This window comes from Nocardioides sp., assembly GCF_025964975.1.
Lineage (GTDB): Bacteria > Actinomycetota > Actinomycetes > Propionibacteriales > Nocardioidaceae > Nocardioides.
The window spans coordinates 20010-32159 of record NZ_JAOPXV010000208.1 but is presented as its reverse complement, the minus strand read 5'-3'; the positions used below and the strand labels follow the sequence as shown (position 1 = coordinate 32159).

The following is a 12150-nucleotide window of genomic DNA, read 5'->3' as shown; positions in this document are numbered from 1 at the left end:
TCGACGACTACCGCTCCCGACAGCCTCGAGACTTCCTCACGGTGGCGACGCCGGGCGCCGGGAAGACGACGTTCGCGCTCACCGTCGCCGCCGACCTGCTGAGCCGTCGCGTCGTCGACCGGATCACCGTCGTCGCGCCGACCGAGCACCTCAAGACCCAGTGGGCCGAGGCGGCCGCGCGTGCCGGCATCCCGCTCGACCCCACCTACAGCGCCGGCTCGGGCAAGACCTCCCAGGACTACGTCGGCATCGCGGTGACCTACGCCGGTGTGGCGGTCAACCCGCTCGCCATGCGCATCCGGACCGAGCGGTTCAAGACCCTCGTCATCCTCGACGAGATCCACCACGCCGGCGACGCGATGTCGTGGGGCGAGGGGATCCGCGAGGCGTTCCAGCCCGCCGCCCGCCGGCTGGCACTGACCGGCACGCCCTTCCGCTCCGACATCAACCCCATCCCGTTCGTCACCTACGCCCCCGGTGACGACGGAATCCCGCGCTCGGCGGCCGACTTCACCTACGGCTACGCGCACGCGCTCGCCGACCACGTCGTCCGGCCGGTGCTGTTCATGGCCTACTCCGGCGAGATGACCTGGCGCACGAGAGCCGGCGACGAGGTCGCGGCGCGACTGGGTGAGCCGCTGACCAAGGACATGCACGCGCAGGCGCTGCGTACCGCCCTCGACCCGGCAGGGTCGTGGATCCCGGCCGTGCTGGCGGCTGCCGACAAGAGGCTCTCGGAGGTACGCCGTCACATGCCCGACGCCGGCGGCCTCGTCATCGCCAGCGACCAGGACTCGGCTCGTGCCTACGCCGCGCTGCTGAAGAAGATCAGCGGCGAGGCTCCGGTGGTGGTGCTCTCGGACGAGAAGGGCGCGTCGAAGAAGATCGGCCAGTTCGCCGAGTCGGAGAAGCGGTGGATGGTCGCCGTCCGGATGGTCTCCGAAGGGGTGGACGTGCCGCGGCTGGCCGTGGGCGTCTGGGCGACCACCACCTCGACCCCGCTGTACTTCGCCCAGGCCGTGGGCCGTTTCGTGCGTGCCCGCAAGCGGGGCGAGACAGCCTCGGTGTTCCTGCCGTCGGTGCCCCACCTGCTCGGCTACGCCTCCGAGATGGAGGTCGAGCGCGACCACGTCCTCGGGCGCAAGGTCTCGAACGAGGACGACATCTTCGCCGCCGAGAATGACCTGCTGGCCGCTGCGCAGGCGGGGGAGTCCGCCTCCGACGAGCTGGAGATGTCCTTCGAGGCGCTGGGCTCGACCGCGTCGTTCGACCGCGTGCTCTACGACGGTGGCGAGTTCGGTCACTCCGGCGAGGTGCACGCGGGCTCGGACGAGGAGATGGACTTCCTCGGCATCCCCGGCTTGCTCGAGCCCGACCAGGTGCGAGAGCTCCTGCACTCCCGCACGAGCGAGCGCGCCAAGAAGCAGAAGGCGGCCCGCGAGCCCGACACCGTCGCCCAGCTGACCACGCACGAACAGCTCGCAGTGCTGCGGCGCGAGCTCAACGGACTGGTCGCGGCCTGGCACCACCGCACGGGCCAGGCCCACGGGATCACGCACGCCGCCCTTCGCAAGGAGTGTGGTGGACCCGCCGCCGCCGTGGCGTCTGCCGAGCAGCTGCACGCGCGCATCAACCGCGTCCGCGAGTGGGCGGTCAAGAAGACGTCCTGACGCTGGACACCGGGCGAGCGGTGCGTGAGCCACCTTCCCCGGCTCGAGAATGTGGGTGACGCACCGCTGGGGGGTGCCTCGGAAAGCGGATCGACCGCCGCGCGCGGGTGCGGACGACGGCCGATGCAGAGCCTGGCGCGGCCCGGAGCACGAGACTCAGTGAGCCGGGCTCAGGTGTAGGTGTACGGGCTCAGCTCTCGCACTTCCTGCTGCGCTCGACGGCACTGCACTTGTCCAGCCCCTTGCCGCCGTTGGCGCGGTCGAAGCCGAGGCCGCCGACGAGCACGTCGTCGCCCCCGTGCGCGAGCAGGCGGTCGTTGCCCTGGTCGCCCTGGACCCGGTCGTTGCCGGCGTTGCCAGCGAGCTCGTCGTCACCCTCGCCGCCGCGGACCTTGTCGTTGCCGGCCTTTCCGCGGACCCGGTCGGCGTCGACGCCGCCGAAGATGACGTCGTCGCCACCGTTCGCGGTGATCAGGTCCTCGCCGAGGTTGCCGAACAGCCGGTCAGCACCCACGCTCCCGAGGATCGTGTCGGCGTCCTTACCACCCCTGGCGACCAGCTTGTTGCTGGAGCACGTGAGCGGGGGTGCGCCGAGCTCGACATTGGTGCCGATGGTGTCGGCTCCAGCACGACCGGCCGCGGTGACCATGCAGCCCTGGAGGTTGAGCGCGTTGGCGGGGTCGCTCCCCTTGACGGCGATGGTGGCAGTGACCGCGTCGACGTTCTCGAAGGTCCGGACGACCTGGTCGATCGTCACGTCGGGCGCCCCGGTCTCGAACTGTCCGCTCCGGAGGTCGAGGAGCAGCTGCTTGTAGTCGTAGAGGACCTGGAACAGGTCGGTGCCGTCCCCGCCCGCCCAGGTGGAACCGTCGAGCACGTTGGAGCGGATGGTGACGGTGTCGTCGCCCCCGGCCATGTCGACTGCCACCGTGGTCGGCGTCGCCCCGGTGGCGGGGTCGCGCAGGACGAAGGTCTCGGCGCCACTCGTGCCCGTGAAGGCGACCGACGTCGCCGTCGACTCGACGACGTAGGTCGTCACGGTGCCCTGCCAGCGCAGGGCCACGACGGCGTTGCGCTCGAGCACCTTGGTGGTGGCGTTGATCGCGACCACACCGCCGTCGCTGTCGACCAGCGTGGTGTTCCCGTCACCGAAGTCGGCCGACCCGGCGGGGGTCTGGACGCCGTGGAAGATGAGGATGTCGTCGCCGGCACCCAGGCTGATCTTGTCCGGGTTGGGTTGTCCCACGACCCCGCTCTCGACCGAGTCGTTGCCCTCGCCGGCATCGATCGTCGTGGCGCCCGCAGGAGCGGGGGGCGAGGTGACGGCGCCCGGCACGACGCAGATCGTGTCGTCCCCGGCGAGCGCGTTGACGGTCGAACCCTGGCTGGCGGAGATGACGTCATTGCCCGGGGTGCCGGTGACGGTCGGCTGTCCGGTCCCGTCGATGGTCACGGTCTTGCCCTGGCAGGTCGTGGCGGCAGCGGCTTGCGCGCCTGGAGCGGTGAGAAGTGCTGTGGCCAGCAGGGCGGTGGCCCCGGTGGCGGCGAACGAACGGCTGAGATGGCGATGCATGGTTCTCCTCTGATCGTCTGGTGTGACAACCCCGTCCGGGGTCCCGGTGCAAGAAGCACTCGAAGATGTGATGGGGGCCGTGGAGAGGAAGTTGTCACTAGATTGGAGACATGGCAGCCGAGACCTCCCAGACCCTTGACCGCGGCCTGCGGGTGCTGCGCGTCCTGGCGGAGTCTCCCGAGGGGCTGACCATCACCGAGCTCTCGACCCGGATGGACGTCAACCGGACGGTGGTCTATCGCCTCATCAGCACCTTGGAGGGCCATGCCCTCATCCGCCGCGACGCGCGCGGTCGGCTGTTCGTCGGGCTGGGTGTGCTCCACCTCGCCTCCGCCGTCCAACCGCTCCTGCGTGAGCTCGCCGTTCCGGTGCTGCGGTCCCTGGCCGAGGCCATCGGGTGTACGGCGCACCTCACGGTCGCCGACGGGGACGAGGCGCTCGCCCTGGCGGTCGTCGAGCCCACCTGGACCGATTTCCACGTGGCCTACCGGGTCGGTTCGCGACATCCCCTTGCCGCGGGGGCGGCGGGGAAGGCGATCGGCCTCCTGGACCAGGCCGACGCTGCGGCGTACGCCGTCACGAGCGGTGAGCTCCAGTCGGGCGCCCACGGCTTGGCGGCTCCGGTACGCGGACTGGAGGGGCTGCGCGCGAGCGTGGGCATCGTGACCCTCGACGGTGCCATCGACGAGTCGGTCCTCGCGCCCCGCGTGATCGCGGCGGCCCAGTCCGTGGCCGAGCGCCTGAGGTGAGCGCTAGGCCGGCGCGGCCGCTGCGGCGCGCGCCAGCGGCAGCACCCGGTGGACGATCTGCGCGGCCAGGGCGATCACCGTGGTCGAGCGTTCGATGCCGGGGTCTGCAAGCACCTGGTCGATCACGCGTTGGAGGTCGGCGTTGGACCGGGCCACGACCCGGGCCCACATGTCGCCGGCACCCGTGATCGTGTAGGCCTCTAGCACCTCCGGGATGTCCGCGAGGTGGGCCGCCACGGTCTCGTGGCCGGACCCCTGGCGGATCTCCAGGGTCAGGAAGGCCGTCACCGGGAAGCCCAGCGCCTCCGAGGACAGCTCGGGCCCCCACCCGGTGACCACGCCGGACGCGGTCAGCCGGTCCAGCCGCGCCTGCACCGTCCCGCGCGCCACACCGAGGCGCCGGCTGGCCTCCAGGACGCCGATGCGAGGCTCGGCTGCGAACAGGTCGATCAATCTGCTGTCAAGATCGTCCATCTGGCGGCGCTCCATCAGTCAAAGTGTCCAGCGTTTCGGCGTACTGTTGCACACGTTGTGAGTCTTTTGCTGTAGTGGCGCCATGACCGACACCACGCTGACAGTGCTCACCACCGAGGAGCAGCAGGCCGGGCTCACCCTCGAGCAGCTCCAACAGCTGGTCGGACTGGTGGACTACGACGCCTCGAGCGACCCGTTCCCGGTCATCGCCCAGGACGCCGTGTGCTTCGTGGTCGGCAACGCGACGCAGTCGGCCAACTTCTACCAGCTCGCGCTCGGCATGGAGCTCGAGGCCTACCGCGGTCCGGAGACCGGCTACCGCGAGTCCAAGTCCTACGTGCTCCGCAGCGGCTCTGCGCGCTTCGTCTTCACCGGGGGAGTCACCCCGGACAGCCCCGTGCTCGAGCACCACCGCAAGCACGGCGACGGCGTGGTCGACCTGGCCATCGAGGTCCCCGACGTCGACAAGTGCATCGCCCACGCTCGGGCGACTGGCGCGACGGTGCTGGTCGAGCCGCACGACGAGACCGATGAGCACGGCACCGTGCGGGTGGCCGCGATCGCGACGTACGGCGAGACGCGGCACACCCTCGTCGACCGCTCCAGCTACAACGGTCCCTACCTCCCCGGCTACGTCGCCCGCAGCACGACCGTCGCGCGCCGCGAGGGACACCCCAAGCGCCTCTTCCAGGCCATCGACCACTGCGTCGGCAACGTCGAGCTCGGCAAGATGGACGAGTGGGTGACCTTCTACAACAAGGTGCTCGGCTTCACGAACATGGCCGAGTTCATCGGCGACGACATCGCCACCGACTACTCCGCGCTGATGTCCAAGGTCGTCGCGAGCGGCAACCACCGCGTGAAGTTCCCGCTGAACGAGCCGGCGATCGCGAAGAAGAAGTCGCAGATCGACGAATACCTCGAGTTCTACGACGGGGCCGGCTGCCAGCACATCGCGCTGGCGACCAACGACATCCTGCGGTCGGTCGACATCCTGCGCGACAACGGCATCCAGTTCCTCGACACCCCTGACTCCTACTACGACGACCCCGAGCTGCGCGCCCGGATCGGCGAGGTGCGCGTGCCGATCGAGGAGCTGAAGAAGCGCAAGATCCTCGTCGACCGCGACGAGGACGGCTACCTGCTCCAGATCTTCACCAAGCCGATGGGTGACCGGCCGACGGTCTTCTACGAGTTCATCGAGCGCCACGGCTCCCTGGGCTTCGGCAAGGGCAATTTCAAGGCGCTTTTCGAGGCGATCGAGCGCGAGCAGGACGCCCGCGGCAACCTCTGAGGCCTGCGGTCACGCGGGCGTGGCAGCCCGCAGCTCCTTGACGTCCTCGATGCCCGAAGCCATCGCCCACCGGATGGTGCCGGTGGCCAGGGTGCCGAGCACCTTGACGACCGTGCGCTCGGAGACCGGGAGCCAGGGGAGTCGTAGCGGACGGCGGGTCCAGCGCGGCATCATCGCGATGCCGGCGGCCATCAGCACGCCGTAGGCCGGGCGGGCAGCGAGGGGCAGGTCCGGGTGCAGGACCAGGAACCGGACCGCACTCCTCGCCTCGTCGGTCGCGCGTAGCTCGGGGCGGAAGCCCTCGAGCACCTCACGGAGCTCCACGACGGTGGTGGGCGGATCGATGACGCCGAGCTTGCGGGCCACGACCGCGGCCTGCTCGACGTAGGCGTCACAGCCGGCGGCGTCGAGCGGCCGGGCGCCATACGTCTGGTGCGCGAGCAGGAAGCTGTCGACCTCGGCGGCGTGCACCCACGCCAGGAGATGGGGGTCGGAGGCGACGTACGGCGTGCCGTCGGGCATCGTGCCGCTCACGCGGTCGTGGATGCGGCGGACCGCCCCGATCGCCTGCTCCGCGTGCTCGACGGTGCCGAAGGTCGTCACGGCCAGGAAGGTGCTTGTGCGCGCCAGCCGGCCCCACATGTCGCCGCGGAAGCCGGAGTGGTCGGCGACGGCCTGCATGGCGGCGGGGTGCATGGTCTGGAGCAGGATCGCCCGGATGCCCCCGATGAACATCGACGCGTCGCCGTGGACGCGCACGATCTCGGAGTCGTTGTCGAACAGCCGGGGCCCGGGCGTGCCGTGGATGCGGTCGCGCTGCCGGGGGCCGTCCGGCCCGGCCACCCGGGTGAAGAGCTCGTGCCCGAGACGGGTGCGGAGGGAAGCCATGCAGCGAGCGTACGAGGGGGGTCCTCGTGTCCACCGGAACCTGGCAGGGGATCTGGCGGAGATCTGGCAGGCTTGCTGGCCATGATGATCCGACCGGGGGAGCTCGCCGCGATCAAGGCCGGCACGATCGACCTCGCCTTCCGCCGGTGGGCCAAGCCGCGGGTGGTGGTCGGGACCCGGATGCGGACCGCGGCGGGGGTCATCGAGGTCACCTCGGTCGAGCGGGCCGGCCGTCTCACGGCCGATGACGCGAGGCGGGCGGGCGCCGCGTCGCTGCAGGCACTGAAGGCTGCGCTGGCCGCTCGACCCGACGACCCGGTCTGGCGCATCGGCCTGACCTATGCCGGACCGGACCCTCGCGAAGCCCTCCGCGAACAGGTCCCCGACGAGGACGAGATCGCCGCGATCAACATGCGGCTCGAGAGGCTGGACAACGCATCGGCGTACGGCGCCTGGACCCGAGCGACCCTGGACCTGATCGACCTCAACCCGACCGTGCGCGCCCCCGACCTGGCAGCGCAGGTCGGGCGGGAGACGGCCGACTTCAAGAAGGACGTCCGCAAGCTCAAGGAGCTCGGCCTGACCGAGTCGCTCGACATCGGCTACCTGCTCTCGCCGCGCGGGCAGGCGGTCGTCGACGCTGGCCTTGCCACCCCGCGCGAGCGGTGTCCGCGTCCGAGCGGGACGACGCTGCCGAGGATCGGTGCGCCGGCGACCCGCGCACTGCGGGCCGCCGGCATCACCACGCTCGAGCAGCTCGCGGAGCTGACCGAGGCGGAGCTGGGCGGCATGCACGGGGTCGGTCCGATCGCGATCGACCGGCTTCGCCAGGCGCTCGCCGAGCGGGGGCTCGGGTTCAGCTCCTCCTGAGCCTGACTGACGTCAGTCAGGTTTACGGGGCTCAGTGGGCGAGCAGTCCCACGCCGAGGACGCCCATCAGGACGGCGATGCCGGAGTCCAGCACCCGCCAGGCCGACGGCCGGGCGAAGAGGCCGCGGAGGAAGCGAGATCCGAAGCCGAGCGTGGGGAACCACACCAGGCTGGCGACGATGGAGCCGGCGCAGAACCACCAGCGCTGGTCGCCGAAGCTGTTGGCGACCGTCCCGAGCATCACGACGGTGTCGAGGTAGAAGTGCGGGTTGAGCCACGTCAGCGCCAGCGTCAGGAGCACGGCGCGCCGCATCGTCATCGGCGTGCCGCCGTCAGCAACCAGCGCGGTCGGACGCCAGGCGCGCATCGCCGACTGGATCCCGAACGCCAGCAGGTAGAGACCGCCGCCGATCTGCGCGATCGGGAGGACGGCCGGCCACCGCTCGAGCACGGCACCGAGGCCGGCGACCCCGACGGTGATGGCCAGCACGTCCGAGAGCACACAGACCACGATCAGGGGCAGCACGCGTTCCCCGCGCAGGCTCTGGCGGAGGATGAAGGCGTTCTGGGCGCCGACGGCAACGATGAGGGCGAAGCCGGTGACGACTCCGGTGAGGAAGATGTTCAACATGCGAAGAACGGTAGGTGACCCTCGGCATTCAATCCAGCGAAGTATTTTCAACAATCATTAGACTCTCTTACTATGAGAGACGTCACTCAGATCGATCCCGTTGCCCTGCGCACCTTGGCCACCGCCGTCCGGCTCGGGACCTTCGAGGCCACCGCCCGAGAGCTGCACATCACGCCGTCCGCTGTGAGCCAGCGGATCAAGGCCCTGGAGACCTACGTCGGTCGGGTGCTGGTCCACCGGGTCAAGCCGCTGGAAGCGACCGACGCCGGCCAGGTGCTGGTCCGGCTGTCCGCCCAGACAGAGCTGCTCGAGCGGGAGGCAGTGGCCGAGCTGCTCGAGGGTGAGCAGCACGATGACGAGACCCCGTTCGTCTCCGTGCCCATCGCGGTCAATGCGGACGCGCTCTACACCTGGCTCATCGACGCTCTCGTCGAGGTGCAGGCCACCCACCGGGTCACCTTCGAGATCGTCCGTGAGGACCAGTCGGTCACCACCGAGCGGCTGCGACGGGGCGACGTGATGGCTGCGGTGACCTCCGATCCCCGGCCCGTGCCCGGGTGCCGCGTCGTCAAGCTCGGCACCATGCGCTACCGCGCGGTCGCCTCGTCGGAGTGGATGCAGGCTCATCTGCCCGACGGGCCGCTCTCGGCTGACCTGGCGCGCGCTCCGGTGGTTGCCTTCGACCGCAACGACACCCTGCAGCACGACTTCCTGCGCAAGGTCACCCGCCGCCACCTCACACCGCCCGTGACGTGGATCCCGTCGGTCGGCGACTTCGACAATGCCGTACGCCGAGGAATGGGGTGGGGGATGATCCCCGAGGCCCAGGTCCGCGCGGACCTCGACGCGGGCCGACTGGTCGAGCTGGTGCCGGGGCGTCGGAGCGAGGTCCCGCTGTTCTGGCAGCACTGGCGCCTGGAATCTCCGTTGATGGCCGACCTCACGACCGAGATCACCGGCGCGGCCCAGGGATGGCTGGGTTGAGCTGACGTCATGATGGTTCGTATGCCGACGCACCTCGCCTTCCTTCGGGCCATCAACCTGGGAGCCAAGCGCAAGTTCCCCAAGGACGCGATCAAGGCCGCCTGCGAGCAGGCGGGCTTCAGCGCCGTCGAGACCTACATCAACACCGGCAACGTCCGGGTCACCTCGTCGCTCCGCTCCCGAGCCAAGGTCGAGGCTGCCCTGGAGGCCGCTTTCCGGGAGACCGCCGGCTTCGAGGTGCCGACGATCGCCTACACCCGGACCGAGTTCGCCGAGATCGGCAGGGATGCCGAGGAGCTCACGGCCGAGCGCGAGCTCGCGCGCCACTACATCTACCTGCTCAAGGAGCCCGTCGCAGACCCTGCGGTCGTCGAGGCGCTCTCGACCGACGACCACCGAGCCGTCGTACGAGGCCGTGCCTGTCACCTCCTGCTGGGACCGAGCTACGAGGCGGGCGGCGTCGACCCGCTGCGCGCGGAGAAGCTGCTGGGTGTGGCCACCAACCGCAACTGCAACGTCGTCACGACCCTCGCCAAGAAGTGGTGCTGAGCATGCACAGGTCCCGGATCGGAGTCGTGCTGATCGACCACCCGAAGGACTCCTACGACGCTGCAGCAGACTTCTGGGCAGGGGTGCAGGGATCGAAGCGCCAGGCCGACGCCAGCCCGCCGTACGAGTCCCTGGACCTGGAGACCGACGACGTGCCGGCCGAGGTCGCGCGACTCGAGGGGCAGGGGGCGACGGTCCTCGAGCGCGCCGACGGGTGGGTCGTGATGACCGACCCCGGCGGGCTGGTGTTCTGCGTGGTGCCAGTCTGGACCGACCGCGAGGTTTCGACCGGCACGCCACGACCTGGCCCTGACCCGGGCGTCCCGGTTGAGGGCGGTGCGGCACCGACCTTCTCGTGTGTCACGATGGCGCCGTGTCCGCCGCAAGCCCCGTCGAGCTCGACCCGACGCTCTCCCCGGACGAGATCACCTTCCTCGCCAAGCCGTGGGTGACGATCGTGTGGAACGACCCCGTCAACCTGATGTCCTACGTCAGCTACGTCTTCCAGAAGTACTTCGGCTACAGCGAGGCGAAGGCCAACAAGCTCATGCTCGAGGTGCACAACGACGGGAAGTCGGTGGTCTCGACGGGCACCCGCGAGGAGATGGAGCGCGACGTGCAGGCCATGCACGAATACGGGCTGTGGGCGACCATGGAGAAGGCCACCTGACGTGGGCGCCTTCACCCGTCACCGGAAGTCTCGGCTGGTCATCGCCAACTTCACCGGCTTCGAGGCAGACCTGCTCAGGTCCCTCGCCTCCCAGATCGTCGAGCTGCTCCGCAACGAGGCGGCCGTGCCGGACGACGCGCGTGACCCGTTCGAGGCGATGATGGACTTCTCCGGGCCGACCAGCGAGCCCGAGGACCCGGTGCTCCAACGGCTGTTCCCGACGGCCTACCCGGAGGACCCCGAGGCCGCAGCGGAGTTCCGGCGCTTCACCGAGGGCACCCTGCGCGACGGCAAGGCCGCTGCCGCCTGCATGATCATCGACTGTCTCGAGGAGGCCGGGCTGCCCCCCGAGCTCGCCGAGGACGGGCTGATGATCGACGTCGAGCTGGACGAGCCGACCGCGGAGACGTGGATGCGTTCCTTCACCGACATCCGGCTCGCCCTGGCCACCCGCCTCGAGATCGAGGAGGGCGACGAGGCGATCTGGCTCGCACTGCCCGACGACGACCCGCGGGCCCAGGCGCACGACATCTACGAGTGGGTCGGGTGGCTCCAGGAGACGATCGTGGAGGCCCTGACAGCGTGACCCCCATCCCGGACTTCATCCTCGAGATGCGGGAGATGATCGGCCATCACCCGCTCTGGCTGCCCGGCGTCACCGCGGTGATCACGCGCGGTGACGGACACGTGCTCCTGGTCAAGCGCTCCGACAACGGCGCCTGGACGCCGGTCACCGGCATCGTCGACCCGGGTGAGGAGCCGGCCACGACAGCGGCGCGCGAGGCCCTGGAGGAGACCGGCGTGGTGGTCAGCGTCGATCGCCTCGCCGCGACCACCGTCCTGCCGGAGTTCACCTTCGACAACGGCGACCGGGCCGCCTTCCTCGACCTGACCTTCGCGTGCACGTGGCTGAGCGGGGAGGCGTACGTCGCCGACGACGAGTCCACCGAGGTGCGGTGGTGGCCGATCGACGACCTGCCGCCCATGTCGGCACACATGGCGAGCCGGATCGATGCTGGCCTGTCGAACGAGCGGGAGGCACGGTTCGTGCGTCCGCCCGGGTCCGCCCCGGTGCCGCCCCGACCCGAGGCCTTCCGTCCCGAGCGTCCTGTCCTCGGCGTCGACGCCTGCGCGGCGGGCTGGGTCGGCGTGCTGGTCGGACCCGAGGGTCGGGCGACCGTCCACACCGCAGACTCGATCACGGCGTTGGTGGCGCTGGTCCGCGAGTCAGCCACGCCGGCGGTCGTGGCCATCGACATCCCGATCGGGTTGCCCGACAGGGGCGGTCGACGTGCCGACGCCGAGGCGCGCCGCGAGCTGGTCGGGAAGGGGTCGTCGGTGTTCTCGACCCTCACGCGTTCGGCCTACCGGGCCGAGAGCTACGAGGAGGCGCGGGCCGCCAACCTGGCGGCGACCGGTGGAGAGGCGAGTGCCAGTGCCCAGGCCTACGCCCTTCGACGCAAGATCCTCGAGGTCGACGACTGGATCCGGTCGGGTCCCGGCGCCGAGGTGATCGAGGTGCACCCCGAGCTCAGCTTCGCCCGGATGACGGGATCACCCCTGCTGGCGTCGAAGAAGGAGCCGGCGGGCGTCCAGGCCCGGCGGGACGCCCTGCGATCCCAGGGAGTGGCGGCGCCCGCATGGTTCCGTGGCTCCGGGTTCGGCGAGGACGACCTCCTCGACGCGTGCGCTGCCGTGTGGAGCGCGGCGCGGCACCACTCAGGTGACAGCGAGTCGTTCCCAGCCGTTCCGGAGACCTTCAGCGACGGGATCCCTGCCGCCATCCGCGTGTGACTCG

At 70.2% G+C, this 12150-nt stretch carries 14 protein-coding genes; 10 read left to right on the top strand and 4 right to left on the bottom strand.

The window, feature by feature from the left end:
• Positions 1-1670: DEAD/DEAH box helicase (locus JWN68_RS16795; RefSeq protein ID WP_297741009.1), on the top strand; the 1670-nt coding region annotated here is incomplete at its 5' end.
• Positions 1671-1860: 190 nt separating this feature from the next.
• Here the strand turns inward: JWN68_RS16795 and JWN68_RS16790 are convergent.
• Positions 1861-3243 carry a calcium-binding protein gene (locus JWN68_RS16790; protein WP_297741007.1) on the bottom strand — a complete coding sequence of 461 codons (1383 nt, stop codon included), beginning with the start codon at positions 3241-3243 and terminating at the stop codon, positions 1861-1863.
• 110 nt (positions 3244-3353) lie between these two features.
• On the opposite strand from JWN68_RS16790, the gene JWN68_RS16785 reads away from it, so the two are divergent.
• Entirely contained in the window at positions 3354-3992 is a 639-nt protein-coding gene (locus JWN68_RS16785; protein WP_297741005.1) for a helix-turn-helix domain-containing protein, read from the top strand.
• Between the two features lie 3 nt (positions 3993-3995).
• Here JWN68_RS16785 and JWN68_RS16780 read toward each other — a convergent pair whose 3' ends face one another.
• Positions 3996-4481, bottom strand: coding sequence for an Lrp/AsnC family transcriptional regulator (locus JWN68_RS16780; RefSeq protein ID WP_297741003.1), 486 nt, complete (start codon positions 4479-4481; stop codon positions 3996-3998).
• Positions 4482-4548: 67 nt separating this feature from the next.
• Between JWN68_RS16780 and hppD the strand changes: the two genes are divergently transcribed.
• Positions 4549-5760, top strand: a complete 1212-nt coding sequence (gene hppD, locus JWN68_RS16775; RefSeq protein ID WP_297741001.1) for a 4-hydroxyphenylpyruvate dioxygenase — start codon at positions 4549-4551, stop codon at positions 5758-5760.
• 9 nt (positions 5761-5769) lie between these two features.
• On the opposite strand, the gene JWN68_RS16770 is transcribed toward hppD, so the two are convergent.
• The gene (locus tag JWN68_RS16770) at positions 5770-6648 is read right to left on the bottom strand and encodes an oxygenase MpaB family protein (RefSeq protein WP_297740999.1); all 879 of its coding nucleotides are present in this window, start codon (positions 6646-6648) and stop codon (positions 5770-5772) included.
• Between the two features lie 81 nt (positions 6649-6729).
• On the opposite strand from JWN68_RS16770, the gene JWN68_RS16765 reads away from it, so the two are divergent.
• Positions 6730-7518, top strand: coding sequence for a helix-hairpin-helix domain-containing protein (locus JWN68_RS16765; RefSeq protein WP_297740997.1), 789 nt, complete (start codon positions 6730-6732; stop codon positions 7516-7518).
• A gap of 31 nt (positions 7519-7549) precedes the next feature.
• On the opposite strand, the gene JWN68_RS16760 is transcribed toward JWN68_RS16765, so the two are convergent.
• Positions 7550-8149, bottom strand: coding sequence for a LysE/ArgO family amino acid transporter (locus JWN68_RS16760; protein ID WP_297740995.1), 600 nt, complete (start codon positions 8147-8149; stop codon positions 7550-7552).
• A gap of 72 nt (positions 8150-8221) precedes the next feature.
• Here JWN68_RS16760 and JWN68_RS16755 point away from each other — a divergent pair, with 72 nt between their 5' ends.
• Genes JWN68_RS16755 through JWN68_RS16735 form a run of 6 tightly spaced genes read left to right on the top strand, consistent with a single transcriptional unit; the run spans position 8222 to position 12146 of the window.
• Complete coding sequence (locus tag JWN68_RS16755; RefSeq protein WP_297740993.1) at positions 8222-9133, top strand: LysR family transcriptional regulator ArgP; 912 nt, start codon at positions 8222-8224, stop codon at positions 9131-9133.
• 21 nt (positions 9134-9154) lie between these two features.
• Positions 9155-9682 carry a DUF1697 domain-containing protein gene (locus JWN68_RS16750; RefSeq protein WP_297740991.1) on the top strand — a complete coding sequence of 176 codons (528 nt, stop codon included), beginning with the start codon at positions 9155-9157 and terminating at the stop codon, positions 9680-9682.
• Positions 9683-9684: 2 nt separating this feature from the next.
• Positions 9685-10134, top strand: a complete 450-nt coding sequence (locus JWN68_RS19435) for a VOC family protein (RefSeq protein WP_366519823.1) — start codon at positions 9685-9687, stop codon at positions 10132-10134.
• Complete coding sequence (gene clpS, locus JWN68_RS16745; RefSeq protein ID WP_297741015.1) at positions 10107-10352, top strand: ATP-dependent Clp protease adapter ClpS; 246 nt, start codon at positions 10107-10109, stop codon at positions 10350-10352. The genes JWN68_RS19435 and clpS overlap by 28 nt, the downstream gene beginning before the upstream one ends.
• A 1-nt stretch (position 10353) precedes the next feature.
• Positions 10354-10938, top strand: coding sequence for a DUF2017 domain-containing protein (locus JWN68_RS16740; RefSeq protein ID WP_297740988.1), 585 nt, complete (start codon positions 10354-10356; stop codon positions 10936-10938).
• A complete protein-coding gene (locus JWN68_RS16735) occupies positions 10935-12146 on the top strand; it encodes a DUF429 domain-containing protein (RefSeq protein ID WP_297740986.1) in 1212 nt (403 codons plus the stop codon). Before JWN68_RS16740 ends, JWN68_RS16735 begins: the two co-directional genes overlap by 4 nt.
• The last annotated feature ends 4 nt before the right edge of the window (positions 12147-12150 follow it).